Annotated in this window: 28 protein-coding genes and 2 tRNA genes; 10 read left to right on the plus strand and 20 right to left on the minus strand. The window is 68.1% G+C overall.

Annotation, left to right across the window (positions count from 1 at the left end; translation table 11 throughout):
* Nucleotides 1–125: 125 nt before the first annotated feature.
* Nucleotides 126–554 (minus strand): SSI family serine proteinase inhibitor, encoded by a 429-nt coding sequence (locus ACH4TP_RS19620; RefSeq protein WP_389238981.1) that lies wholly within the window; start codon nt 552–554, stop codon nt 126–128.
* 223 nt (nt 555–777) lie between these two features.
* On the opposite strand from ACH4TP_RS19620, the gene ACH4TP_RS19625 reads away from it, so the two are divergent.
* Both ACH4TP_RS19625 and ACH4TP_RS19630 read left to right on the plus strand, forming a co-directional pair.
* Nucleotides 778–868 (plus strand) — tRNA-Ser (locus tag ACH4TP_RS19625).
* 468 nt (nt 869–1,336) lie between these two features.
* Nucleotides 1,337–1,409: transfer RNA gene (locus ACH4TP_RS19630), tRNA-Arg, on the plus strand.
* 98 nt (nt 1,410–1,507) lie between these two features.
* Here the strand turns inward: ACH4TP_RS19630 and xerC are convergent.
* From xerC to ACH4TP_RS19680, 10 genes are all read right to left on the minus strand, one after another.
* Nucleotides 1,508–2,749 carry a tyrosine recombinase XerC gene (gene xerC / locus ACH4TP_RS19635; RefSeq protein WP_398438625.1) on the minus strand — a complete coding sequence of 414 codons (1,242 nt, stop codon included), beginning with the start codon at nt 2,747–2,749 and terminating at the stop codon, nt 1,508–1,510.
* Nucleotides 2,737–2,943, minus strand: a complete 207-nt coding sequence (locus ACH4TP_RS19640) for an excisionase family DNA-binding protein (protein ID WP_398438626.1) — start codon at nt 2,941–2,943, stop codon at nt 2,737–2,739. Before ACH4TP_RS19640 ends, xerC begins: the two co-directional genes overlap by 13 nt.
* Nucleotides 2,940–4,337 carry a replication initiator protein RepSA gene (gene repSA, locus ACH4TP_RS19645; RefSeq protein WP_398438628.1) on the minus strand — a complete coding sequence of 466 codons (1,398 nt, stop codon included), beginning with the start codon at nt 4,335–4,337 and terminating at the stop codon, nt 2,940–2,942. The genes ACH4TP_RS19640 and repSA overlap by 4 nt, the downstream gene beginning before the upstream one ends.
* 88 nt (nt 4,338–4,425) lie before the next feature.
* Complete coding sequence (locus tag ACH4TP_RS19650) at nt 4,426–4,758, minus strand: SpdD-like protein (RefSeq protein ID WP_398438629.1); 333 nt, start codon at nt 4,756–4,758, stop codon at nt 4,426–4,428.
* 11 nt (nt 4,759–4,769) lie between these two features.
* Nucleotides 4,770–4,928, minus strand: coding sequence for a hypothetical protein (locus ACH4TP_RS19655; protein ID WP_398438630.1), 159 nt, complete (start codon nt 4,926–4,928; stop codon nt 4,770–4,772).
* 18 nt (nt 4,929–4,946) lie between these two features.
* A complete protein-coding gene (locus tag ACH4TP_RS19660; protein WP_190041467.1) occupies nt 4,947–5,138 on the minus strand; it encodes a mobile element transfer protein in 192 nt (63 codons plus the stop codon).
* 12 nt (nt 5,139–5,150) lie between these two features.
* On the minus strand, nt 5,151–5,840 hold the full coding sequence (locus ACH4TP_RS19665; RefSeq protein ID WP_398438631.1) for a DUF2637 domain-containing protein: 690 nt from the start codon (nt 5,838–5,840) through the stop codon (nt 5,151–5,153).
* Between the two features lie 81 nt (nt 5,841–5,921).
* Nucleotides 5,922–7,277, minus strand: coding sequence for an FtsK/SpoIIIE domain-containing protein (locus ACH4TP_RS19670; protein ID WP_398438633.1), 1,356 nt, complete (start codon nt 7,275–7,277; stop codon nt 5,922–5,924).
* Between the two features lie 3 nt (nt 7,278–7,280).
* Nucleotides 7,281–7,625 (minus strand): hypothetical protein, encoded by a 345-nt coding sequence (locus ACH4TP_RS19675; protein WP_030688073.1) that lies wholly within the window; start codon nt 7,623–7,625, stop codon nt 7,281–7,283.
* Between the two features lie 138 nt (nt 7,626–7,763).
* A complete protein-coding gene (locus ACH4TP_RS19680) occupies nt 7,764–8,561 on the minus strand; it encodes a GntR family transcriptional regulator (protein ID WP_398438634.1) in 798 nt (265 codons plus the stop codon).
* Here ACH4TP_RS19680 and ACH4TP_RS19685 point away from each other — a divergent pair, their 5' ends adjacent.
* Together ACH4TP_RS19685 and ACH4TP_RS19690 are read left to right on the plus strand one after the other, a co-directional pair.
* Nucleotides 8,562–9,029, plus strand: a complete 468-nt coding sequence (locus tag ACH4TP_RS19685; RefSeq protein ID WP_190041463.1) for an NUDIX hydrolase — start codon at nt 8,562–8,564, stop codon at nt 9,027–9,029.
* 20 nt (nt 9,030–9,049) lie between these two features.
* Nucleotides 9,050–9,256 carry an e9imm peptide gene (locus ACH4TP_RS19690; protein ID WP_398438635.1) on the plus strand — a complete coding sequence of 69 codons (207 nt, stop codon included), beginning with the start codon at nt 9,050–9,052 and terminating at the stop codon, nt 9,254–9,256.
* Between the two features lie 459 nt (nt 9,257–9,715).
* Here ACH4TP_RS19690 and ACH4TP_RS19695 read toward each other — a convergent pair whose 3' ends face one another.
* From ACH4TP_RS19695 to ACH4TP_RS19720, 6 genes are all read right to left on the minus strand, one after another.
* A complete protein-coding gene (locus tag ACH4TP_RS19695) occupies nt 9,716–12,133 on the minus strand; it encodes a hypothetical protein (protein ID WP_398438636.1) in 2,418 nt (805 codons plus the stop codon).
* 246 nt (nt 12,134–12,379) lie between these two features.
* A complete protein-coding gene (locus ACH4TP_RS19700; protein ID WP_398438637.1) occupies nt 12,380–12,727 on the minus strand; it encodes a hypothetical protein in 348 nt (115 codons plus the stop codon).
* On the minus strand, nt 12,724–13,440 hold the full coding sequence (locus tag ACH4TP_RS19705; RefSeq protein ID WP_398438723.1) for a GntR family transcriptional regulator: 717 nt from the start codon (nt 13,438–13,440) through the stop codon (nt 12,724–12,726). The genes ACH4TP_RS19700 and ACH4TP_RS19705 overlap by 4 nt, the downstream gene beginning before the upstream one ends.
* Entirely contained in the window at nt 13,409–13,672 is a 264-nt protein-coding gene (locus tag ACH4TP_RS19710; protein WP_398438638.1) for a hypothetical protein, read from the minus strand. The genes ACH4TP_RS19705 and ACH4TP_RS19710 overlap by 32 nt, the downstream gene beginning before the upstream one ends.
* Nucleotides 13,673–13,859: 187 nt before the next feature.
* Entirely contained in the window at nt 13,860–14,147 is a 288-nt protein-coding gene (locus tag ACH4TP_RS19715) for a hypothetical protein (protein ID WP_398438639.1), read from the minus strand.
* Nucleotides 14,148–14,160: 13 nt separating this feature from the next.
* Nucleotides 14,161–14,412: a hypothetical protein gene (locus tag ACH4TP_RS19720; protein ID WP_398438640.1), complete on the minus strand. Its 252-nt coding sequence runs from the start codon at nt 14,410–14,412 to the stop codon at nt 14,161–14,163.
* 126 nt (nt 14,413–14,538) lie between these two features.
* Between ACH4TP_RS19720 and ACH4TP_RS19725 the strand changes: the two genes are divergently transcribed.
* Together ACH4TP_RS19725 and ACH4TP_RS19730 are read left to right on the plus strand one after the other, a co-directional pair.
* Nucleotides 14,539–15,294 (plus strand): GntR family transcriptional regulator, encoded by a 756-nt coding sequence (locus tag ACH4TP_RS19725; RefSeq protein WP_398438641.1) that lies wholly within the window; start codon nt 14,539–14,541, stop codon nt 15,292–15,294.
* A gap of 563 nt (nt 15,295–15,857) precedes the next feature.
* Complete coding sequence (locus ACH4TP_RS19730) at nt 15,858–16,058, plus strand: hypothetical protein (protein WP_398438642.1); 201 nt, start codon at nt 15,858–15,860, stop codon at nt 16,056–16,058.
* A 220-nt stretch (nt 16,059–16,278) separates the two neighbouring features.
* Here ACH4TP_RS19730 and ACH4TP_RS19735 read toward each other — a convergent pair whose 3' ends face one another.
* Together ACH4TP_RS19735 and ACH4TP_RS19740 are read right to left on the minus strand one after the other, a co-directional pair.
* Nucleotides 16,279–17,475, minus strand: coding sequence for an NAD(P)/FAD-dependent oxidoreductase (locus ACH4TP_RS19735; RefSeq protein WP_398191644.1), 1,197 nt, complete (start codon nt 17,473–17,475; stop codon nt 16,279–16,281).
* A 118-nt stretch (nt 17,476–17,593) separates the two neighbouring features.
* The gene (locus tag ACH4TP_RS19740; RefSeq protein ID WP_389238985.1) at nt 17,594–18,541 is read right to left on the minus strand and encodes an RNA polymerase sigma-70 factor; all 948 of its coding nucleotides are present in this window, start codon (nt 18,539–18,541) and stop codon (nt 17,594–17,596) included.
* Nucleotides 18,542–18,697: 156 nt separating this feature from the next.
* Here ACH4TP_RS19740 and ACH4TP_RS19745 point away from each other — a divergent pair, with 156 nt between their 5' ends.
* Nucleotides 18,698–19,504 carry a Bro-N domain-containing protein gene (locus ACH4TP_RS19745; protein WP_398438644.1) on the plus strand — a complete coding sequence of 269 codons (807 nt, stop codon included), beginning with the start codon at nt 18,698–18,700 and terminating at the stop codon, nt 19,502–19,504.
* On the opposite strand, the gene ACH4TP_RS19750 is transcribed toward ACH4TP_RS19745, so the two are convergent.
* The gene (locus ACH4TP_RS19750; RefSeq protein WP_398191636.1) at nt 19,489–19,890 is read right to left on the minus strand and encodes a hypothetical protein; all 402 of its coding nucleotides are present in this window, start codon (nt 19,888–19,890) and stop codon (nt 19,489–19,491) included. The two genes, ACH4TP_RS19745 and ACH4TP_RS19750, sit on opposite strands and share 16 nt — an antisense overlap.
* A gap of 26 nt (nt 19,891–19,916) precedes the next feature.
* On the opposite strand from ACH4TP_RS19750, the gene ACH4TP_RS19755 reads away from it, so the two are divergent.
* The 3 genes from ACH4TP_RS19755 to ACH4TP_RS19765 all read left to right on the plus strand — a co-directional run bounded on the left by ACH4TP_RS19755 (nt 19,917) and on the right by ACH4TP_RS19765 (nt 22,104).
* Nucleotides 19,917–20,786, plus strand: a complete 870-nt coding sequence (locus ACH4TP_RS19755) for a DUF2797 domain-containing protein (protein WP_398438645.1) — start codon at nt 19,917–19,919, stop codon at nt 20,784–20,786.
* 84 nt (nt 20,787–20,870) lie between these two features.
* The gene (locus tag ACH4TP_RS19760; protein ID WP_398191630.1) at nt 20,871–21,206 is read left to right on the plus strand and encodes an antibiotic biosynthesis monooxygenase family protein; all 336 of its coding nucleotides are present in this window, start codon (nt 20,871–20,873) and stop codon (nt 21,204–21,206) included.
* 19 nt (nt 21,207–21,225) lie between these two features.
* Nucleotides 21,226–22,104: an amidohydrolase family protein gene (locus ACH4TP_RS19765; RefSeq protein ID WP_398438724.1), complete on the plus strand. Its 879-nt coding sequence runs from the start codon at nt 21,226–21,228 to the stop codon at nt 22,102–22,104.
* Nucleotides 22,105–22,210 lie beyond the last annotated feature (106 nt).

Here is a 22,210-nt window from a genome sequence, read left to right on the forward strand (position 1 = left end):
ACGACGCTTCCTCCCAGACGCACTGCACGTGCTCGCCCTATCGGCCGGCCGGCCCCATCTTGCCCCTCGGGCCGCAGCCTGTCACTGAGGGGAGTCTAAGGGAGCCTCCGGCCGTCGTTCCTGCCTCATCCCCGAACAAGGGGAAGCAGTGGCTCCAGATTTTCCCAACGGTCGATCTCGCACCCATTTGCCCGGGAGAAGCGGGCGTCGACCCGGTGGCCCTGCCAGGTGCCGGTGATGTGGGCGAGGGCGGGACCGCCGTACACCTGGGTGCACATCTGGTCGGCGGGGACGGGCAGGAACGGGTCGCCGCCCTCCCCGGCCAGCTGCGTCAGCCGCTTGCAGGCGTCCTCGGCGGCCGGGTGGTTGCCCCGGGCGCGGTCGCCGCAGGTCAGGTCGAAGACGCCGTCGGCCTCCGGGTGGCCGCTCTTCTCGACGGCCACGGTCAGCGTGTCCTCGGGCGACGAGAACAGGTTCAGCGGCGGAAGCGGGCCGAGGCCCGAGGTCCCGACGGCGGCGGCGGCGAGGGACGCGAGGACGAGACTGCGCAGCATGCGGATCTCCAGAAGCACGGGAAGTACGGCGGGCGCGGGTGCACGACTCGCCCGCCCCCTCTAACGCTCCGGGCGCCCGGTCGTTGCGCAAGCGGGGTGCGCCGGGCGTGGCGGGGCTTTGCCCTGGACGCCGGAGGACCGGTACGGTGAGAATCGATTGGTGACAGCGGGTTCGCCTGTGTCATCATCTGCACGCACCACTCGCGTATGCGCGCGGTGCGAAGGAGGCGTCGCCTAGTCCGGTCTATGGCGCCGCACTGCTAATGCGGTTTGGGTCTTAAAGCCCATCGAGGGTTCAAATCCCTCCGCCTCCGCCCCACACCGAAGCCCCGGCCCCCAAAGCCGGGGCTTCGGCCGTTCCCGGCCCCTTCCGGATCTCTTCCGGGCTCCTCCGGCCTCTTCCGGATCTCCTCCGATCTCCTCCGGGCCTCCTCCGGTCCCTTCCGAATCTCCTCGGCCCCTGCCGGATCTCTCCTCGGACTCTCCCGGAGACTTCCCGATCTCCTCCGGTCCCTGCCGCGCGCTCCCTCCGCGCGCTTCTTTCACGACTCGACGGCAAGCCGGTGTGACCCCGGTCTCTTTCCCCGCCTTTTCGCCCCCCGATCCCCTGGCGCGCCCCCTCCACCGCCGCCCCGCGCTCGACCCCCGCCCTGGCGTTTCCGCAGGTCAGAAGGGGTGGGGGGAATGGATTTCACATGACGGCGGGACTCATGTAATGTTCTTCCTGTCGCCGGGACAGCGGGCCGAAAGGGCCGGGAAACGGAGACAAGAACTAAAAACAAGCACTCGTAGCTTAACGGATAGAGCATCTGACTACGGATCAGAAGGTTGCAGGTTCGAATCCTGCCGAGTGCACACAGACAAGAGGCCCGGACGAGAGTCCGGGCCTCTTGCGTTGCATGGCCGTACAGCAGCGAAGTACAGCAACCGCTGCGACTGCTGGTGGGTGAGGCTCAGCCGGTGGCGGTCCCGCCCATGGCATCGGACAGCTTGCCGATCGCGGTCCGCACTTCCTCTTCGCTCGCCTCGGCGTAGACCTCCATCGTCATGGCGATCTGCGAGTGTCGCAGGATCCGCTGCGCCACCTTCGGGTGGACCTTGAGGGCGACCAGGAGCGAGCTGCACGTGTGGCGGGTGTTCCGGAGCGGGATCACGCGCACGCCGGCGCGACGGGCCCGCAGGGCGAACATCCGGGTCAGGTTCCCCGGCTCGATGGGCGTGCCGTACTTCGTCGTGAAGACGAGCCCGCGGCTGTCCTGCCACAGCTCGCCGGCAGCCTTCCGGTCCCCGGTCTGCTGACCACGCCGCATCCGGAGAGCCTTGAGGCAGACGGCGGGGAGGGGGAGGAAGTCGTCGGACTCCTCGGTCTTGGTCTCCCGGTGGAGGAGCTCACGACCGGCCCGCTGAATCTGGTGATCCACGTACAGCTCGCCAGTCTCGAAGTCGATCGATTCCCACGTAAGGCCCAAGACCTCCCCGCGACGGAGCCCGAGGCACAGCACGAGCATCCAGGCCGCGAAGAGGTGATCGTCCCGGTCGGCGGCGTCGGCGAGGAACTGGCCCGCTTCGGCGACGGACCACGGCTTGATGCGACGCCGGCGCGGCTTGGGGACCTTCACGAGGGAGGCGACGTTCTTCCCGATCTCCTCCTCGGTCACGGCGTGCGTGAGGGCGGCCCTGAGGGCGTCACGGGCGCCCTGGACGACCCGGCGGGACGGGTACGCCTCGCAGCACTCCCCGGCGGCGCAGCACTTCCGACGGCCCGATTCCCGCTTGGCGTCCTTCCCCTGCGCGCAGCACTGGCAGATGGTTGCGAGCTTGGTCAGCCACTCCCGGACGTCCCGCACGGTCAGCTTGTCGAGTCGCTTCGTACCGAGGTGCGGGGCGATGTAGAGCCGGACGTACCCCTCGTACGAGACGTAGGAGAGCGGGGCCAGGTTGGGCTTCACGATCGAGTCGAGCCAGTAGGCGAGGAACGCGGAGAGGGTGCGGTGCCGGGTGGCGATGGGCCCCTTCTTCGCGTCGGCGTGGAGCTTGAGCCACTTGTCGTGGACCTCCTCCCGGGTCTTGCCGTACGCGTACTTCCGGGCCCGCTTGCCGTCCGGCTTGGTGACCCAGACGTAGGCCGCGTAGCCGTTCTTGTACGGGTAGATGGACCCTTCGCCGTTGCCACGCTTCCCACTCATGCGGCCCACTCCTCGGAGCCGGTGGCGACGCGCTCGACGTACTCGTCGACCCAGACAGGGAGGATGCGGCGGTTGCGGCCGACCTTCACCGAGCGGATCTCTCCGGTGAGCACGAGCATCTTGGTCTTGGACAGCCCGAAGCCAAGCAGGGCGGCGACCTCGGCGGTCGTGTGCCACTTGGGCTGAATCACGGTCGTGGTCATGCTTCCGTTCCTTCCTGGGTGAGGTGGTCGCGTAGGGCTTCGCGAGCGGTCTCGCGGTTGAGCGCGATGTCCCTGGCGATGGAGGCAGCGAGGGCGGCCTCGCCGGGGGAGTGGCCCTGGCCGACGTAGGACCAGGAGGTGAGGACGAGGACGGTGTCCGGCTCGATGTCGTCGAGGCCGCGAGCGGTGCGCTCCTGGGCGGCGCGGTAGTCGGCGCGGGTCTGGCGGAGTTCGCCCAGGGTGGTGGAGTACTGCCGGGACTTGGTGGAGAAGTGGCCCCGGAAGCCGAGCATGTGGGCCCAGGCGAGGAGCCGACGGTCGGGGTACAGCGGGTCGAGGTCGAAGCAGGCAACGACGAGGTGGCGGGTGTGGTCGGGGATGCCGAGGAGGACCAGGGCCTCACGGTTGCCGACGCGGCGGTCGAGACTGCCGGTGGTCTCGGCGGCTTTGGTGGCGTACTTGGCGATGTAGGAGGCGACGGCCTGTTCGGTGATGTCGGAGCCGTCGCCGAACGCCTTCACGGGCCGGATGTCGAGCTGGGTGCCCCAGCGGAGGCGACGTAACGGCTGATCGCCGGCGGCGGGGACGGTGACGGTTGTGTACGCGTGGGTGGCGGCGGCCCGGATCGCGTCGGTGAGGCGTTCGGTGGTCGCCCACGACGGCGGGGGCGAGTCGGGACCGTCCGGCCCGTCGATGCGGATGACGGCGTGGAAGTGGACAGCGCCCCGCTTCTGGAACTCGGCGACCTTCCCGTACGAGATCCGGGCGACCTCCTTCAGCTCCCTCTGCGAGAGGCCGGCCGTGGCGGCGATCTCCCGACGGAGTCGAGTCGTGAACCTCTGCCAGAGCTGCCCGGCGTGGTTGTTGAAGAGGACGGCGGCGGCGTAGTCGTACGACTCGGGGTCGAGCGGCGAGCCGAGCGCGGCGTCGTCCTCGGTGTGGTGGAGGCCGCAGCGACAGGGCCGGGTGCCGGGACGGTTGTGGACCGGCCCGAAGGACGGGGCGGTGAGGGTGAGGAAGACGCGGGGGTGATCGCGGACGGTGGCGGGGATGTCCCGGCGGTCGTCTCCGGCGAGGCCGGCGCGGATGAGGTGGTACGTGTCGCCCGCGTAGGTCCAGGCGCAGGCGGGGCAGCGGGAGGCCCGGCGGTTGCCGCAGGCGATCCGGAGCCGGGCGCCCGGTTCGGTGTCGGTGGAGTACCGGTGGAGGGTCTCGCCGGTGGTCTTGTCCCGGGTGAGGGTCCAGCCCTGGAGGTGGATGGGGTGGGAGCAGCCGCCGGTTCGGTGGATCTGTTCCTTCCAGCGGTCGAAGCCGGGGGACCCGGCCACCCGGAGCATGTCGCCCAGGGTGGCGGTGTCGAACCCCGCCGACGAGGCGGCTGGGACGGTCATCATGGAGAGCTTCCTTCTGGTTCTGCGAGCTGGGTAGGGGCGGGGCTTCCGGGCGGCGGAGACTTGGCGGTTGAGCCGCCCGGAGGCCCGACTAGCGGTGCCTGTGCTGGCCGTTGAGGAGTGAGCGCAGGACGACGGCGCACACGGCGACCGAGGCGGCGCTGATGGCGACGGCGAGGAGCATGGAGACCAGGACCGTGCCGACGACCAGGACGGCTCCGGCGCCGCCGGCGACGACCACGGCCAGGCCGGCCGGGGTGAGGCGGACGGCGGAGGACGGCGTAGGGGCCGGGGCGTGGTGGTGGTTGCAGACCACCGGGGCGGCCGTCTGGTGGGGCGCGATGTCGGCGGTGTCGGTCGGCTGGACGAGCGGGGTGACGATGCCGGTCGGGAGCGGGTTGACCGGGATGCGCGGCTGGAACATGACGGTTCTCCCTACCTGTTGATCGTGCTGTCGATGAGCGGGGCGAGGACGCTGTCGGCGAGGAGGAAGCCACCGAGGAGGATCACGGCGACGAGCCACCAGGGCGGGCGGATGAGCTTGATACCGAGACCGCCGACGACGATCAGGGCGAGCCAGAGCGGGACGTCCACGAGACGGGCTCCTTCGGGTCAGCGGGGCGGGCAGCGGTGGGTGCGGGCGGCGAGCTGGGCGGCCGAGGAGCTGGAGTACTCGGTGGACCAGCCGCAGCCGTCGGACGTGCACACGGCGGCGTACTTGGTGCGGCCGTGGCGGTCCCGGTGGGTGCCGATCTGTACCGGGCCGATCCGCATCACGGAGTGGAAGTGATCGCGAGGGGCCATGAGGGTCTTCCTTCAGGCGAGCTGGGCGGCGATGGCAGCGGCCATCAGGGGCGGGACGCCGAGGCGAGCGCGCAGGGTCTCGGCGTCGATGGGGTAGCCGGTTCGGGCGCGGTAGTCGTCGGCGACCTTGCGGGCGTGAGCGACGAGCGCCGGCGGTACGGAGACGGGGGCGGGTTCGGGCTCCGGTGCGGGTTCCGGGACCGGCTCCGGGGAGGGGAGGGCCGGTACGGCGGCGATCTCCGGCTCGGCTACGTCATCCCGCTCGATGACCGCTTCCACGGCCGAGGGCTCCTCGGTGGCCGTGTCGAGTTCGACCGGTGCCACCGGGTGCCCAGGTGAGTGGACAAGAAGGGTCCCGCCGAGGAACGCGAGGGCAGGCCAGCCCGCGACGAGGATGCGCAGCCAGGCGGGAACGTGGTCGAGGTCGAGGAGACCGGCGGTGGCGACGTTCGCACCGAGGGACGCGGCCAGGGCGACCATGAACCACGTCCAGGCCGAGCGGGCAGGCTCACCGGCGGCCCGCGAGGTTCGCAGCCGATGCCAGGCGGCGACGAGCAAGAGATCCACGGAGACCGGGTAGGCCCAAGCCTTCCAACCGGACTGTCCGGCAGCCGCAGCCAGGTCGTAGAGGTGAGCGAAGGACAGGGCGCCGGCGATCACGGCTTGTACGAGGACGGCGTCCGGTCGGCGGATGGGACGCATCGGGGGTCCTCCTTCCGGTTTCGGGCATGGCGGGGTAGGGACCTGGCGTGAAGCGGTCACGCCGCCGTGGAGCGAGGGGATTCAGGCGATCGCGGGAGCCGTGACGGTCGAGGGCGCCGCGGCTTTGCCCAGGGGTGGCAGGACGGGCCGGAAGGCGTCCAGCGCGGGGATCTCGGGTGTGCGGTGGGCGTGGGAGTTCGCGATGTTCACGGCCCGCCGGAGCGTGAGGTGGGGAGTACGGATACGGACCCACCCGCCGGAGGAGTCACCGGCGACAGCGGTACCGGGCCGGTCGGTACGGATCTGGACCGTGGCGAGGACGGCGTCCGGGGCGATGTCGCCGAAGGCCATGTTGGCGGAGGTCTCGTCGTTGACGCGGTGGGCGGTGCGGCCGGTGAGCTGGGCACGGAGCATGGTGATGCCCTTGCCGAGTTCGGAGCCGAAGCGCTGTCCGCAGATCTCCAGGTAGATGCCAGCGGCGCGGCCGAGCTGGGAGAGCCGGACGAGGGAGGTGATGATCCGATCGCGCCGCTTCTCTTCCTCCTTCGTGGCGAAGAGGGCGAGTTCAGCGACCTCATCGACCAGGAGCACGATCGGGGTAGGACGCAGGTGATCGGGCAGGTCCCAGATGTCGGCGGTGATCTCCGCATCCGGCAGATCTGCACTCAACCTCTGCTCGCGACGAATCAGCTGGTAGACGTCCTCCATGTGCTCGACCAAGGCGTCGAGGAGGTCGGCAGCGGCGTCAGGGTTATCGCCCATGGCAGTGAACCGCCGTGCAAGCGGAGCAAGTTCAACGCCCTGCTTGCAGTCGATCCCGACCAAGGCGACGTCCAGCGGAGCGAGCGCGGCAACAAGATTGCGCTGATAGACGGACTTTCCGGACTGTGTGGCACCGACGTTCAGTGCGTGCGGGGTCTGACGGTAGTCGCGGTAGTAGACCTCCCCGTCCTCCCGCATGGCGACCGGAACGCGCATCACCCCAGCACGGGCCGTCGCGGGCATCTGCACCAGCTTGAGGACGTCGTACCCGGTCATTCGCAGCTCGACGACACCCGAACGGATCTCCCGGGCGGTGACGTTCTGCATGACGAACGAGTGCCGGAGCCGGTCCGAGGCGGCGGAGAAGTCGAACGCGTCCTGACCGGGACGCAGCTTCACCCGCAGTACGAGCCCGGTACGTGTCGGCCGCAGCCGCAGAATTCGGGGTGCCCGCGAGTCCGGGATGGGCCGGCCGGTCATTCGGGCCAACGCCAGGCGCCAGCGCGAGGGCGGGACGGTCAGCCCGCACGCGTCCATGACCGACGCGTACCGGGTGAGGATCCGCACCACGGCGAAGATGACGCCGAAGCTCATCCAATACCAGGCCGGACGCTGCCACCGCAGCAGCAGCGCGACCGTGGCGACCAGGGCGAGGGTGACCGTTAAGGCGGTCATGGGTCAGCCGACCTTCGCGGCGGCGAGCGAGGTGACGGCGACGGCGCGGAAGCTGATGCCGTGGCGCTTCTGGCCGTTGAACTCGTTCTCCCACGGCCGGGCGACGACGCCGGTCAGGGCGACCGGGGTGCCCATGGACAGCTCCTCCGAGATGCCGGTCTTGGGCACGGTCAGGTTGAGGATCTCGGCGTTGCCGTCCATGACGAACATGACGTCGACCGTCATGAGCGGGGCACCGGTGTCCCGGTCGGTGGCGATCTCACCAGTCTGGCGGTTCGCGATCTTCGGGGCCGGGGGCTGGGCAACCATCACCATCGCGGCGGAGGTGTCGACGGGGATCTGACGCACAGTGGATCACTCCTCTATAGAGGTTGGGCTCCTTCACTCCTGTATAGGAGTGACATGAAGAAGAGTGCACCACTCCTGTACATGAGTCAACCCGCCGCGGAAAGAAACCGCAGCGGGCTGAGGGGAGTTGAGCGAGCGTCAGTCAGACGCGGGGATCCGGTACTGGAAGACGAACTGGTCAGCGGCCATGAGCGTGTCGCAGACCTCCACGACGCGACCCTTCGTGGTCACCGCATCCCGCACCAGCTGAATCACGGGGGCGCCAGGACTCAGCGCCAACTCGGACGCCTCCGCCTTCGCGGCCGGCCGAGCCTGAAGGGTCTCCACGAACTCGGCGAAGGTGTGGCCGTGGTCTTCGAGCCGGGCGTAGATGCCGCCTGGGCCCGGATTCTCGGAGAACAGCTCGGGGATGTCCTTCACCACGTCCCACGGCAGGTACGACGAGGCGGTCTCGACGGGCGTCCCGTTCCGGAAGTACAGCCGGCGCCGCGCGAGCACCTGCGTCCCCACGTCGACACCGAGCCGTTCGGCGATGTCCGCGGGTGCTTCCATGGGCCCGATGTAGAGGACGCTCACCTTGGCCGTGGCGCCGGACTGCTCGGACTCGGCGAGGTAGGCAGCCTTGCCGCCCCGCCGGTGAGAAGCGCGGAACCGATCCGAAGACCGAAGGCGTACGGGAGGCCGGTCCTTCACGATCGAGCCCTTGCCATGCCGGGTCTCGACGAGCCCGCTGGCCCGCACCTCGACCATGGCCTTACGGATGGTCCCGCCGGCGACCCCGTACCGCTCGACGAGCTCGGACTCACTCGGAACCATGTCGCCGGCCTTGAGGACGCCGGACCGGATCTGCTGGACGATCTCGTCCGCGATCTGCACGTACCGAGGTACGGCCCTGCCAGCTCCTGCTGGAGTTCCCACAGTCCTACCCACTCTCATATGCTCCTGTACATGAGTAGTGGGAGCGCGGGAACAAAGTCAACGCCACTCCACTCGGTGTCCGTGGCCGGAGCGGTAGTGCGCGAAGACGGCCGCCTCCTGGCGATCCGCCGAGCGGACAACGGCACGTGGGAACTCCCGGGCGGAGTCCTCGAACTCACCGAGGCACCGGAAGCGGGCGTAGCCCGCGAGGTCCTGGAGGAGACGGGCATCCACGTCGAGGTAGACGAGCTGACGGGCGTCTACAAGAACACCACCCGCGGCATCGTCGCCCTGGTCTTCCGCTGCAAGCCCTCCGGCGGAACCGAACGAACCTCGGACGAGTCCACCGCGGTCGACTGGCTGACGCCGGCCGAGGTCGAGGAGCGCATGGCCGAGGTCTACGCGATCCGCCTCCTGGACGCCCTGGACGAAAACGGCCCCCACGTCCGCAGCCACGACGGCCGCCACCTGATCACGCACCAGTGAGCAGGCAGTGGTCAGGGCGGATGACCCGCGAGGAAGCGACCCCTCTTGTCGAGCGCCTCATGGCCCCAGAGACGTCCGAGGAAGAGTCCTCCCAGATCCTGGCCACCCTTGAACAGGGCCTGTCCTGCCCGCACATCAGCGACTACATCTTCTGGGACCCGGACCCCGAGCCGACGCCTGAGAAGGTCGTCGACAGGGCCATGGCCTACAAGCCGTTCGCCCTCTGAGGGCAGCGCGGTAAGACTTTCTCTACTTCATCAAGGCACCCGCCGCGCACGGCGCGGCGCGCGCGGCCCGTCGCCCGGGCCTGCGCTCCTGTCTCCGCCCCGCTCCAGCCCGGCCGCCGACCGCACGCCTGACAGCTCGGGTTGATGGGTGACGAACCCACGACGATGTGGCGGAGGCGGTACGCGAGTGCGGCTCCAGACGATGCCTCCGGCGGGGGCGCTCAGGCTCCGGGATGGAGGGGCCCGTACGCGGGTGCCGGCCGGTGGGGGCTCCCATCCCGTCCGCCGTCGACCCAGGCAGAGCCGAGCAGACACGGCACCGGGCGTCCAGGTCGTTCGTCCAGTTGGGCGCTCCACCTGGACGCCCGGCACCGCGCCCGCTCCACGGTGTGTGGGTCGACGGCAGACGGGATGGGAGTTGGGGTGATCGGTTGGAAAAGACTCGTCACGCCTAGCGCATTAGTCGTCGTACAGGTCGCCACGCGTGAAGATCTCTGCGTTCGGCAGGCTGCGCAGTTTCTGTATGAACTGATCAGTGACAGGCTGCGTCGTCGCAAAGATGATCCGGGCAGGATTCTTGAAAGGCATGTTAACCAAGGTTTGAAACTTCTCTACATCTTCGGGATGCAGGGGTTGGGTCTTGCACTCGCCAAAGATTATCGATCCGTCTTGGATGCAAGCTACATCCATCTCCCTGCTTTTCCCCTTTCGAGGGAAATTGACGAGATCAATCTCAGGGGCGTAATGGAAGGCTTCCTTGGATTCCAGTTGAAGTTTGTAGAGTACCTGTGCTGTGAGGTGTGAGTTATTCCGATAGAACTGATATACGGTCTCGGCGAGCCTGTAGTACCAATGAGGCACGACAGGATTCCTCCAGTGCTCACGTGTGAACTGCTGACGCAAGCCGCACCGGTTGCACGTGAAGTCATTCGCAAGGACATCCATTCCGTACCACGAGACGAGTCGACACCTGAGGCACTGAAAAATGTATCCTCGCTGGATGACTTCTTTCCCTACTAGGGTATCCACCAGATCGGCCGCGACCTTCTCATCACCCAGGCTTGCAGTAATCGCGTTGAGGTTTAGATAGGCCCTCTGGTCGTTCTCCAAGTAGATGATATTGCCGCCGTCGGCAACCCTCTTGGCCATGAACTTATCAAGCACACTACGGCTCGCCGGCGCCTTGATGAAACTCCCAGTCGCTTCAAGCCCACCGAACCTACGCAGCGTGTCTACGAAGTAGTTCCCCTTGTCTGAGTACCGGACGCTGACGCCAACACCTTCGAAATAGTTATCGAATAGTGCCATCACATCGGGCATCTGAACCTTGGGCCGAACCAGTACAGCATCAAGATCGTTGCTGAAGATCATTGAATTGGGGCACTGGTAAACGATGCCGTCGTTAGCTATGCGAGATTCGGTCGTCGAGCCGTGCAGGTTGACGATCTTCGGGCCGAGGGTAGGGAGAGAAGGGGGGTGATAACCCTCGATTCTGAGTGATGTGAGCCAGTAGTGATTCGGCAACCTGATTTCGCTGAAGTTCTTTACTGTAGGCGTGTCAACGGGGCTGACGCTAACTCCATCAACAAAAGCCATGCTTCGGTGGTTTACGTAATTGTTTGTCTCGAAGACGCGAAGAATGCAGGACGTTGAGACTTCCTCGGCAGGGATACAGTCAATGCTTGCCGCTACCTCGTCAGTGCTGAAGTATGAACAGCGTGCTACTTGAGTGCGATATGCGATCAGCTGATGCCGATTCAAGCTCATGCTGCAAAGCTGGATGCGCTTCTCGCCGTGACCGTAGTCAATTAGTTCATAGAAGAGATTGGCGAGAACTTGCCCGCCCTTTTCCACTTGATTGAACTCGGTTGGCTCCTTTTCTACTTCACGATGGGTGCGCCTTCTGTTTAGCGCCTTAGTGGATGCTCGTAGCCATGTGAGCGGTAGCCATTTGACCCCCTCATGCATGCGCGACAGAGAGTAGTACAAACAGAAGTCATCGACCGTATCACCTAGGACGACAATGAGGGGCTCCTCGTAGTCCCTGTGCCGATCTGCCCTGTAGTACTGTCCAAGGTGGAGCATGCTCAGGCCAAATGGCGTGTTGGGTAGAAAGTCATCGTCGAGTTCGGTGTCTTCGTCGCGACTGAAGTTCGGGATACGTGAACCACCGGTGTGCTTTACGAGGTCTAGAATCTCGCACTTATCCGAAAGTGGCTTCACATCGACCGTGGGAATGGTGTAGTGCCCCTCGCTAGGCACTCCGGTCTGAGAATGAACGAGGAGCCTCATCGTCGGATCCTCGATGGATGGAGGTAGCCTCACTGAGTCGATGTGACGCGTGGCCAAAGGGGCGATATCTACAATTTTTGTGAAGGGGTAACCGAACCCTGAGCTCTTAGTGATGTGCTTTTCAATGGCCTTCCTGAAATGAAAAGGGCTCAGTCGATGGCGAAGCTCTTCATCGAGCCTTTCGTCGATTTCTAGTTTATCGACCCATGACGTCTCGGCGCTCTTAGCGAACCACTCCTCGAAGCCGTCACTGGAGTAACCTTTGGATTCCCAGCGACCTTTGTGGTGTCGTTTGGCCTCTTGGTACTTGTCCGGGTCAGCTTCCGCGAGGTCGGTAAACGTTAGGTCATAGATCGCGAGATGATCAGGGCTGTACGCTTCCAATAGTTCCCAGAACTTTTCGGCGATTGTGGCGCCGTCTGTAGGGATGATGAGGAAGTAACGCCCACCCCAAACTTCGGAAGCCTTAGCGATGGCGCCGTCAACGGCGAATTTCCAATGCCCACTCGTTCCGTTTATGAAGACAGCGCAGCGCGGCGGGCGTACGGTTGCCGTGATGTTTTGGTAAGTCGGATTCCCACCCACGCTGCGTCTCCCTTAGGTGCTGCATTGAGCCGTTCTCTCAATGTAGAGGAATCATCCTTTAGTGGCCAGATGCCTCAACTCAAGATCATCAACTTTGCCTGCTGCATCGTGGCGGAAACCGACGAAAGCATGATGTGTCATGACATAACTTAGCGTTACGGTGGGCTCATGGGGCCTCCAGAGCCGTGTAACAGAGAAGCCCCGGACCTTGGTCCGGGGCTTCGACTTGTTGGCGGTACGCGGCTGCTAACCGAACGTCGCCGCTGGCAGCCGAGGGTTAGCGTCTCCATCTCCGCGCGCTGCGGAGTCCGGCGTCGGGAGGCGGTGACCGCGGCTTACTGCCACACGGAGCGTGTCCCGTAGAGCTCCGGCGAGGTCCCGCACCAGGAGGCGGAGTTCTGCCGGCTCCGACTCTGCGTCGGTGACTACCTCCATAGCGTGCTCCAGGAGTTCTTGCCCGACGTCGAGTTGGGCGGCTTCGGTGGTGTCAGCCAGGCGGGACAGAGTGCCGCCGTTGTCGTCGGTGCTCAGGAAGCAGGGCTTGCCGTCGGGGCCCGACCACGGGAGGAGTCGGAGTTCGTTGTGGGGCGTCATCCTTCCGCCGTCCTTTCTTTGGTTGCGGGGTGGGTGGTGAAGAGCGCGTCGGAGCGGTCGCCGGGCAGGACCAGGAGCGCCGCCTCGACGATGCGGCCGGTGGTGTCGGTCGATACCCGGGTGACTTCCAGGACGGCGAGGGTCGAGCTGATCCGGAGCGTTGTTGCTTCCAGGGGAGTCGGGAGGCGGGCGCAGACTCGCTCCTGGACTTCGGCCAGTGAGGGGCGGGGCTTGGCCAGCATCGTTGTCACCTCGTCGGACCCAGACGACTCGCCGGGTACGTCCGCTGGCGCCAGGTCGCGAGGGACGTAGACGCGGGCCAGGCTGTGTGGAGACTTGCCGTCGTGACTCAGGCAGAGGAATTCGGTCAGGGGACTGCCTGCTGGTACTCGGAGCAACGTGGCCAGGTGTCCTCGCGCCCTCAGCTTGGTGGTGCGGATGCTGACGCGCGGAGCTGCGTTCGCTGGTGTGAGGCCGCCGCCGATATACGTGATCCTTCGGAGGGGGTGGCGGACGAAGTTCCCCTTGCCGTGGACCTTTTCCACGAGCCCTTCCGCCTGGAGCAGCGCGAGGGCGCTTCGCAGAGTGGGCGTGCTGACCGTGTAGCGGGCGGCGAGCTGGGCCTCCGAGGGGAGGCGGTCGCCGGCTTTGATGCGGCCAGTCGAGATCTGGGCTCTTAGGTCATCGGCGATGACGTGACGGCGAGAAGCCACGGCGCTGATCACCCACCCTCTGCATCCGGAGGGCGATGAGTCGGCTGCGGGCGTGCAGGGTCAGGAGTTCGCCCGACTCGAAGCGGAGTCGCTTGGCCCCGCCGGGCAGGTGGAAGAGGTCGGCGACGCGGCACGGCTGGCCGCCTATCTGGATTACGTCGCCGCGCTGGACCGTGGCGGCCGTGATTTCGATCGAGGCGGCCATGGCGCTGCTGGGTACCCAAGTGCTCATGGGTTACCGACCGTCGGCGAAGTCGTGCGGTGGCACGAGCAGGTGCAGGTCTCGAAGATCACCGGGATGTCCACTGGAGCCACGGCGGGGCTCGCGTGTTCGCACTTGTGGTGGGAGCCGATGCGGCATGTGTTGGAGCGGTATGGGGCGGAGGCCCGGTCGTTCGGCACTCGCGTGCGGTGGGGCGTCATGGCGTGACCTCCGCCGGCGCCCAGCAGCCGATGCCCGCGAGCATGGCTGTGGCTGCCATCGTGCGCCTCGCCTGTTCCTCGGCCGCCACCACGTACGGGCGGACGAGTGCCGTCTCCTCCCCGGCCAGGACGTCCCAGTTGCATGCGCCGAGCCGTTGGACCGCTCGGCCGAGGTGAATCACCGTCGGGTGGGCGGGAATTGCGGGGCGGGCGAGGCGCCGGCTCTTCGTTCTCCGGTGCTGTGCTCTGGTGCGGCTGAGAGCGCCGCGGATACGGTTCAACATGCTGATCAGCTCCTCAGGGCTGATGGCCGTGCCCCCGGGCGGCGGGTACCGCTGCGGGGGTTTTTTCGTTGACTCCGGCCCAGACGCTGCGGCCGTCCGCGCTGCTGTCGACGAGTCCGAATGAGTCGGCCAGCGCCAGCGCTGCGAGGAGCTCTTGCCATTGCTCGGGAGTGAGGGGGCGAGGTACGTGCGCGTTCACACGGATCCAGCCCTTGGCGCGCGTCACGACGGATGCGACGCCCAGGGCGGCGAGACGTGTGGTCATGCGGTCGACACGACTCTCGGGGGATAACGCAAGGCCCTCCCTCGGCTGCACCTGACCCCTCCGCAAGCTAGATAGCTAAGAGCAAGCTAGTTATCTAGATTAGAGGTAGTGGTCTAGGTTTTCCATATGCGTGAGCAGCCGCCGTACCTCCACATCGCTGACGTGCTACGACAGCGCATCGCCGACCAGGAATGGACGCCGGGAGACCGGTTGCCGTCCCGTGCGCAGTTGGCGCAGGAGTGCGGAGTGGGTGAGGCCGTCATCCGGCGCGCCCAAGAGACGCTCATCGCCCAGGGGGTCCTGGAGGGGCGTGCGGGCTCTGGAACCTACGTCGCGGAGCCGCGGGAGCGTCTGCGCATGGTTCGTTCACGGCAGCAGGAGCACACCGATGGCTCGCTGTTCCGTGCGGAGATGGCTGCGCTCGGCAAGAAGGGGACTTGGGAGAGCCGCAGCGAAGCGATGGTGCCGGCCCCGGTGGACATCGCGGCGCGACTCGACATCCCCGAGGCGGACTACTGCGTGCGTACGTCGTACGAGTACTTGGCTGACGGCAAGCCTGTTCTTGTGTCCACGAGTTGGGAGCCGTACAGCATCACGTCCGGCACGCTGGCGGTTCTGCCTGAGGGTGGGCCGTACGCGGGGATGGGCGTCGCGCGCCGCATGGCGGAGATCGGCATCACTGTCAGTCGTGCTGTGGAGCAGCCGGAGCCGCGGCAGGCATCTGCTGAGGAGGCGTCGCTCCTGGGCATCCAGAAGGGCGCGCTCGTCACGCACATCCGGCGGACGTACTACAGCGATCAGGGGCGGCCCGTGGAGACGGCAGACATCGTCGTGCCGGCGGCGCTGTGCGAGATCGTCTACGAGGTCCCCGTAAGCGGCTAACGGGGGGCTGGGAGAGGGGGAGTAGCCGGTGGAGTCGCTTGGCTGCGTCCTTGGGGCCTTGCTCTGGGGTGCACCCTTCGCGGCGCTTCTTGCCGGGGTGGTGGCCGCTATGGCAATCGTTCGGTGGCGACGAGTGTGAAGTCTGTCACGTCTCTTTGATCGCCTTGCCGTCGCGCATGCTACTGCACCCGTGTTGGCAAGGCTGTCAGCGTGATGAGGGGTGCCACACCCATGAGAATCAGTACCGGGCTCGCCCCGCTGAGTGCTTGGCGAGACCGCGAGTGCGGGGATGCGTCATCGCTGGTGACGAGGGCTGACCCGCAGCATCTTTACAACAGCACGTTGTAAAGATGGGCCTGGGTGATTCCCCTGGGTGTACTATTCCCGATTCTCAGGCCCGATGGGTCGCAGCTGCAAATGGTGCAGCGATTCTCTCGACGCGCTCGACATTGTGGCCCTGCGAAGGGGTCATGATGGAGTCTCAGCTGCCCGCACCCTCCGGCCGAGTGGGCCTAGGAAACGCACGGGGCCGGAAGGGTGCGGGCCGGAACCTAGGAGATTCCATGTCGAGTCTGACGCCCTGTGCCCAGGAAGCAAAGCCCGGTCGCATCCACGGATTAGTCACGGTGATCGTCATCGTGCTTTTGCTGTGGCCGGCCGCCGCGGAGGTCGTTGGCGCGTACGTGAGCGCGACGAGTCTCGCCGCGACGCTTGTGGGTTGCGGTACAGCAGCGGCGTACCGCAACCGCAGTAACTGCACCTGACCGGCAGCGCCTCCGCGAGGCCTGTCTGCGGCCGGTATGACCCCCGCTGACCGATCCCGCTAGAGCTACGGATCAGAAGGTTGCAGGTTCGAATCCTGCCGAGTGCACAGAGACAAGAGGCCCGGACGAGAGTCCGGGCCTCTTGCGTTGTCGGGGGCGGGAGTTGGAGGAGGGGCGGGGTGGGCGCTCTCCGGGGAGGGCGCCCGGCCCGGGGGTGGGGTCAGGCCGTGGCCCTGGCGGGGGCGGCGGGGGTGCGGAGGACGTGGCGGCGGCGGGTGGGGATGCCGAGCTTGGGGTTGGCGACGCCCCAGGCCGCGCCCTTGCAGATGAGTTCCTTGTAGCGGGCGGCGAGTCGGCCCGTCAGGGTGGCGTTGACCGAGCGGTCGTCGGCGGTGACGTACTGGATGAGGCCTTCCCTGCGGCCCAGTGAGATGCACTGGTTGAAGTAGCGGAGCGTGGTGCGGGGGAGCTTGCCGCCGGTCAGGCGGGCCGTGATGGCGTCGGCCGCCTGCCAGGCCATGGGGGTGCCCGAGGCGCACGACATGCGCAGGGGCTTGCCGCCGGCGCCCATGGCCAGGGCCGCGTCGCCGATGGCGTACACGTCCGGGTGCGAGACCGAGCGCATCGTCGCGTCGACCACGATCCGGCCGGTGTCGGTGACCTCCAGGGTGGTGGCCCGGGCGATCGGGTGCACCGCGAAGCCGGTGGTCCAGATGGTGACCGCGGCCGGGATCGAGGCGCCCTCGCCCGTGGTCACGTGGTCCGTCCCGACCGCCGTGACCGCGGTGTGCTCGTGGGCGGTGATGCCGAGGCCCTTGAAGACCTTCCGCACGTGCGCGCGGCCCTTGGGCGAGAGCCAGTCGCCGAGGCCGCCACGGGCGGCGAGGGCGACGTCGAGGTCGGGGCGGGCCTCGGCGATCTCCGTCGCGGCCTCCAGGCCGGTGAGGCCGCCGCCGACGACGACCACGGACCGCCCGGCCTCCAGGCCGGCGAGCCGCTCGCGCAGCCGGAGCGCTCCGGGGCGGCTGGAGAGCTCGTGGGCGTGCTCGGCGGTGCCGGGGACGCCCTGGGGGTCCCAGCCGCTGCCGAGGGCGTACACGAGGGTGTCGTACTCCAGTTCCTCGGTCGCTCCGGTGCCGTTCGCGGTGACCGTGACCGTCCTGCGGTCGGCGTCCACGGCGGTCACCCGCGCGAGCTTCAGTTCGACGCCGGTGCCCGCGAACATCTCGCTGAACGGCCGGGGCGTGAGCTCCTGGCCGACCGCCAGCTGGTGGAGCCGGACCCGCTCGACGAAGTCGGGCTCGGGGTTGACCAGGGTGATGGCGACGTCCTCGCGGTGGAGCTGCTTGGCGAGGCGCCCGGCGGCGATGGCTCCGGTGTAGCCGGCCCCGAGGACGATGATCCGGTGCTGCTGCATGTGCCTGCTCCTGTCTGGGCGACTGTCTGGGCGACGGTCTCGCGCGGTTTCGACCCTTGAACCGGGCAGCCCGACGATTCCTGACAGGAGCGTGGTGTGACGTGGGTCACATGTCGGTCTAGAAGGCGGTGCGCACCAGGGGAGTGCCGTGGTCCGTCGTCGACCAGTGCCTCGTCGCGCGTTCCAGCTTGTCCGGGTTGACCTGGCTGCGGCAGGCCGTGATGCCCTCCGCGGTGACCTCCAGGCACATGACGCCGATGACCCGGCCGTCGAGGACCGCCACGACGGCGGGGACGCCGTTGGCGGTCGAGGCGTACAGCTCGGGCGACCCGCCGACGAGGGTGCGCTTGGCGGTGCTCGGCTTGAACAGGCCCCGCAGGAACTTCGCCACCGCGACGGCGCCCTCGAACGCGCTGGCGCGCGCCGGGACCTTGCCGCCGCCGTCGCCGATCGCGACGGCGTCGCCCGTGAGCAGCCGTACGAGCGGCTCGGTGCGGCCGGTGGTGGCCGCCGCGAGGAACTCCTCGACGATCCGCCGGGCTTCGGCCTCGTCGATCTCCGTACGGGCCCTGCCGGCGGCGACGTGCTTCTTCGCGCGGTGGAAGATCTGCTGGCAGGCGCTCTCGGTGAGGTCGAGGATCTCGGCGATCTCCCGGTGCTGGTAGCCGAAGGCCTCCCGGAGCACGTACACCGCGCGCTCGTTGGGGGAGAGCCGCTCCATGACGGCGAGGACCGCGTACGAGACGGATTCGCGCTGCTCGGCGGTGTCGGCGGGGCCGAGCATCGGGTCGCCGGCGAGCAGCGGTTCGGGCAGCCACTGGCCCACGTAGGTCTCGCGGCGGGCGCGGGCCGAGGTGAGCTGGTTGAGGCACAGGTTGGTGAGGACCTTCGTCAGCCAGGCCTCGGGGACCTCGACGCGTGCGACGTCGGCGGCCTGCCAGCGCAGGAACGTGTCCTGTACGGCGTCCTCCGCCTCGCTCGCCGAGCCGAGGAGGCGGTAGGCGATCGCCTCCAGGCGGGGCCTGGAGGCCTCGAACCGGTCCACGTCGTCCATGGTCAGAGGCATGGCTCGGATCTTAGTGCGGTGGGGTGCGCGGCGGCAGGGGCATGCTCCTGTCCCGGGAACCTCCCCGCGAACCCTCCCCTTTCGGGTGAACCCGTCTGATTTGCATGTCAGTCGAATATGCCCTCGGCCTAGCTTGCGAGGCGGAGGTGATGATCGATGGACGCGATCGACATCGATGACCTGGTGCACGTCGCCACCGGAGCGCGGCTGCGGCGGCTGACCGCGCCGGACGGGACCCACTGGTTCCCGGTGGTGGACGTGGCGAAGCGGCTCGGGTACGCGGGGACGCGCGAGGCGCTGCGGACCGTGCCGCTGCCCGAGGAGTGCGTGGCGGCCGCGCGGGACCTCGGCGGGGGCGCGGGGATCCGGGCGTCGACCCGGATGGTGAGCCTGGAGGGGCTCGTCCAGCTCGTCGGCGCGTGCCGGAACCCGGAGGCCGGGCCGTTCCGGGCGTGGACGGCGGGGGTCGTGGCGGCGGTCCAGCGGTACGGCGGGTACGGGCTCGAACCCTCGCCGGTGCACTCCGGGTACCTGCTGCCGCCGGAGCTCGTGGACGTCCTCGTACGGCTCCAGGGGCGGTTCGACGAGCGGGCCGCCGCGTACGCCGGGCACCCCGAGTACGCGGAGCTGCTCCGCGAGACCCGGCACAGCCTCTCCAGGGTCGCCGACTCCCTGGAGCGGCTCGCCGTGCCCCGCCAGCGCACCGGCGCCGCCGTCGCGCTCACCCCGCAGGAGCTCGTCGAGTCCTGGGCCATCACCGGAGACATGCGGACGGTCGCCTCCTGCCTGGCTCCCGCGCTCGTACGGGGCGGAGTGCGCTACCGGACCCTGGACGTCACCCGCCGCACAGGCCTCTCCCGCGAACGCGTCCGCGACTGCGTCCGGCTCCTCCTCGAACGCGGCTGCATGCGCGAGGTGGGCAGACCGGCCCCGGACGGCACCCGCATCTACGTGCTGCCCTGAGCGGCCCGTTCCACCGCCACCACCTGGTACGCGTCCTCGTACACGATGCGGCCCGGATCCGCCGACTCCAGGCGTACGCAGGGCACGCCGTGGTCCCGCAGGATGCGCAGGTACGGGGCGACCCGGGTCAGTGCCTCGGTCGCCGTCGGCCGGAACCAGGCGGCGGCCCCCGGGTTCACCGCCGGGTCGTAGACCGTCGGGTCCACCGCCGTCGGGTTCGGGAAGTGCGCGTCGTACCAGTCGTTCGAGGCGCGCCAGATCGCGTACTCGTCGGCGGAGAGCCGGCCTTCGCGGGCCAGCGCGTTCGCGAGGCCGAAGACGCCGGGGTGGTGGCCCCGCGGGCTTCTGGTCGGGGACTGGAAGCGGATGTGGCGGAGACTGGACATCCAGGAAGCCTAGGAGGAGCGGCCGCGTGGAGTGGTGGTGCCGGGGGATCAGTTGGGGCGGTGGGGTGCCCGGGCTGCGGTGGCGGGGTGGGCGGGTCAGTGTGCTCGCGTACGGGCAGGGGCTGGCGTTCCGGGCTGTGGGGGTGAGGAGGTGTCCGGGGGCGCGGGGGAACCCCTGTCCGCTGGAGGCGGCGGTGTCCGGGCGGGCCACCGGGGGGCGGTGCCCGGAGTGCGCGCGGCTGGACCGGGCGCACTCCGTCGCGGCCGACACGATCGCGGACGACCCGCAGCCGTACCGCGTGTACCTGGCGTGGTTCGGGCCCGGGATGACCAAGGTGGGGATCACCGCCGAGGCCCGGGGTGAGGCGCGGCTCCTGGAGCAGGGGGCCGTCGCGTTCAGCTGGCTCGGGAGGGGGCCGCTGATGGCCGCCCGGCGTACGGAGGAGGTGCTGCGGCAGGCCCTCGGCGTGCCCGACCGGGTGGCGTACGAGCGGAAGAGGGCCGCCCGGCACGCCCTGCCACCCGCGGCCGACCGGGCCCGCGAGGTCGAGGAGCTGTACCGGCGGGCGCGGGCGGTCGGCGGCTGGACGGAGACCCTGGAGCCGCTGGAGTTCGCTCCGCACGACCATGCGGAGGCCTTCCACCTCGACGGGCTTCCGCGCCTCGACGGCACGGTCACCGAGCTCGTTCCCGGCGGTGTCGTCACCGGGCGGCTGCTCGCCGCCGCCGGTCCCGACCTGCACCTCCTCGCCCCCGACGGGCGCTGCCTCGCCCTCGACACCCGGCTCATGGGCGGATGGATCCTCGCGGCGGCCGGGGAGGGGGACGGCTTCTCGGTGCCGGTGACGGCGGTGCCTGCGCCCGTGGTCGAGAGTGCCCAGGAGGGGCTTTTCTGAGCCCGGATCCTTCTTCGTAAAGTCTTGGATCCCTTTGCCCGGCCTCCGTGGACATCCCCCCGACATCCCGGCGAGGGTGATCACATGACCCAGAAGCTGGTGGCGGGCCTCGAACCGCCGTACTACACCGCCGTGTTCACCTCCGTCCGTCCCGACGCCCCCGAGGGCTACGCCGAGACCGCCTCCCGGATGCGGGAGATCGTCCAGGAGATCCCCGGCTTCCTCGGCTACGAGTCCGCCCGCACCCCCGGCGGCATCGGCATCACCGTCGCCTACTTCCGCGACCTGGAGTCCCTCGACACCTGGCGCCTCCACACCGAGCACCAGGCGGCCAAGGCGCACGGGCGGAAGCACTGGTACGACAGCTACAGCGTCCACATCGGCAAGGTCGAGCGGAGCTACGACTTTGAGCGCGAGTGAGACGGAAGCCGCGAGTGGGATCGAAGCCGCGAGTGAGATCGAGGCACTGATCGCGCGGCTCGGCATCCCCGGGCTCGTCGACGTGCACACGCACTTCATGCCGCAGAACGTCCTCGACAAGGTCTGGGCGTACTTCGACTCCGTCGGGCCCCTGACCGGCGTGGAGTGGCCCATCACCTACCGCGAGGAGGAGGAGCGCCGGCTCGCCCTCCTGCGCGGGTTCGGCGCGGTCGCCTTCACCGCGATGCTCTACCCGCACAAGCCCGGCATGGCCGCCTGGCTGAACTCCTGGGCCGCCGACTTCGCCGCCCGTACGCCTGACTGCCTGCACACCGCGACCCTCTTCCCCGAGCCGGGCGTCGAGGCGTACGTCCACCAGGCGCTCGACGCCGGCGCCCGGGTCTTCAAGGTGCACCTCCAGGTCGGCGGCTTCGACCCGAACGACAGCGCGCTCGACGCCGCCTGGGGAGCCCTGGCCGACAGCGCCACCCCCGTCGTCGTGCACTGCGGCTCCGGGCCCAGTCCGGGGAACTTCACGGGCCCCGAACCCATGGGGCGACTGCTCGCCCGCCACCCCCGGCTGCGGGTGATCGTCGCCCACATGGGGATGCCCGAGTACGGCGACTTCCTCGACCTGGCCCAGCGGTACGAGGGCGTCCACCTCGACACCACCATGGCCTTCACCGACTTCAGCGAGCGGCTCGCACCCTTCCCCGAGGGCGAGCGCAAGCGGCTCCTGGACCTCGGCGACCGGATACTCCTCGGCTCGGACTTCCCCAACATCCCGTATCCGTACGCCCATCAGCTCCACGCCCTCGAACGACTCGGGCTCGGGGACGACTGGCTCCGGCGGGTCCTCTACGAGAACGGAGCTGCGATGTTTCACGTGAAACCGTGAGCTGCGTCGTTTCACGTGAAACGGTGAGCGGCCGGTCCCGCGAAGGCCTTTCTCAGGGAATTCACAGGAAAGGGAAAGAGGCCTCTCAGCGGCGCCCGCCAGCGTG

Origin of the sequence: Streptomyces sp. NPDC021012 (assembly GCF_044333355.1) — a bacterium.
Lineage (GTDB): Bacteria > Actinomycetota > Actinomycetes > Streptomycetales > Streptomycetaceae > Streptomyces.